Source organism: Micromonospora sp. KC207, assembly GCF_004348615.1.
Taxonomy (GTDB): Bacteria; Actinomycetota; Actinomycetes; order Mycobacteriales; family Micromonosporaceae; genus Micromonospora.
This window is the reverse complement of sequence record NZ_SMKJ01000558.1, coordinates 1-1,768: the sequence shown is the minus strand read 5'-3', so window position 1 is coordinate 1,768 and position 1,768 is coordinate 1. Positions and strand designations below refer to the sequence as shown.

Genomic DNA, 1,768 nt, shown 5'->3' with positions numbered 1-1,768 from the left:
GAGAGCGCCCGTTCCAGTTCCCCCCAGGCCACCCCCGGGTTATGGAAGCTCACCGTGCCCCCGTCCCACGGAGGTCTTGGCGGCTCGCCGGTCAGTCATAGATCGCCTCCACCAGCCACTGGCCGGACTCGACCGCCAGCAGGAGAGCCGCCCCGTCGGCCAGGCAGACCTGGAACCGGGCGCGGCGGCGGGCCTCCGCCGGGGCCCACCAGCGCTCGTCCACCGGCCACGGGCCGGCCCAGCCGACGATCTCCACCGGTCGGGCCGTGCCGACGACCAGCCGCGCCGGGGCGGCGGTGAGCTGGAGCCGCGCGCTGACCCCGACCGGCTCGCCCGTCGCGTCGTGGACGGTCGCGGCGAGCGGCGCGGGCAGCACCACGGCCGGCGAGGGCGGCGGCAGCCGGCCCGGCCACGGAGGCGGCGCGGCCCGCCCTGACCAGGCCGGCTCGCCGGGGCGGGCAGGCCCGGCCAACCCACCAGCGCGGGCAGGCCCGGTCGACTCGCCGGGGCGGGCGGGCAGCCGCTCGTCGCCCCACGGCACCAGCCGCACCTGGTCGCCCGGTGACCGGCCGCCGCCGAGCACCGCGGTGACCACCGCCTCGGGGCCGAGGAGCCCCTGCACCCGGCTCAGCGCCCGGTGCGCCCGTTCCCGCTCCTCGCCCGTCTCCCCCCACAGCCCGGGTTGCAGGTCGGCCCGAGCGAGCACCCCGTCGGGCACCAGCCGCAGCCGGATGATCCCGGCCGTCGGGCGGGCCGATCGGGAGCCGGGCCGGCCGGCGCTGCCGGAGAGCCAGCCGTCGAGCTGCCAGCGCACCCGGTCGGCGATGGCCGCCGCGGTGAGCAGGCCGTCGTGCCGCCACACCCGGTGCAGCTCCTGGCCGTGGGCGGTGACCGCCTCGATGCCCAGCCGGGTGCAGGCCAGCCCGTGCGCGGCGAGCCGGTCGTGCAGCCGCTCGGCCAGCGCGCGGGCGGCGAAGGCTGCGGCGTCGACCCGGTCGATCGGCTCGTCGTGGTCGGCGGTGACCGCCAGGTCGGCCAGGGGCCGGCGGACGGCCAGCGGCCGGTGGTCCTGACCGGCGGCGAGCCGGTGGGCCAGCGCGCCGTCGAACCCGAACCGGGCCAGCACGTCCCCCGCCGGCAGCGCGGCGAAGCCCCCCAGGGTGCGTAAGCCGAGCCGGCGCAGCAGGTCGGCCAGGGCCGGCCGGCCGAGCGCCTCCACCGGCAGGCCGGCCAGGAAGCCTGGAGTGCCGCCGGGGGGCACCACCCGCCCGGCGCGGGCCGCCAGGCCTGCGGCGAACACCCCGTCGGCGATGCCCACCTGGCTCTCCACCGCGCAGGTCTGGGCGACGTGCTCGATGATCCGCTCGGCGGCCGCCTCCTCGCCGCCGAGGTGGCGGGCCGGTCCCCGGGCGGCCAGCGCGCAGGCGCCGGGGCGGACCACCTCGACGCCGGCGGCCAACTCCTCGACGGCGGCGACCACCGGCTCGAAGGCCCGGGCGTCCCGCCCCGCATCGTGGTCGACGACGGTCAGTTGCGGGCAGCGCCCCTGCGCCTCCCGCTTGCGCAGCCCCCGGCGGACGCCCTCGGCGCGGGCCCGTTCGGAGCAGGCGACCACCCGGTTGGCGTGCAGCACCGCGACCGCCCCGGTGGCCGGCACCCCGTCGACGATCTCGGCGGCGAGGACCGGCCAGTCCGGGCACCAGAGCAACAGCGTCCGCACCGGCGCACCGGTCACGCCGGACCGACCACGGTGAGCGGGCCACGGCGG

At 79.8% G+C, this 1,768-nt stretch carries 1 protein-coding gene; it reads right to left on the bottom strand.

The genetic code is table 11. The annotated features are described in order from the left end of the window. Positions 1-91: 91 nt before the first annotated feature. On the bottom strand, positions 92-1,720 hold the full coding sequence (locus E1258_RS32430; RefSeq protein ID WP_371688715.1) for a DNA polymerase Y family protein: 1,629 nt from the start codon (positions 1,718-1,720) through the stop codon (positions 92-94). Positions 1,721-1,768: the final 48 nt, after the last annotated feature.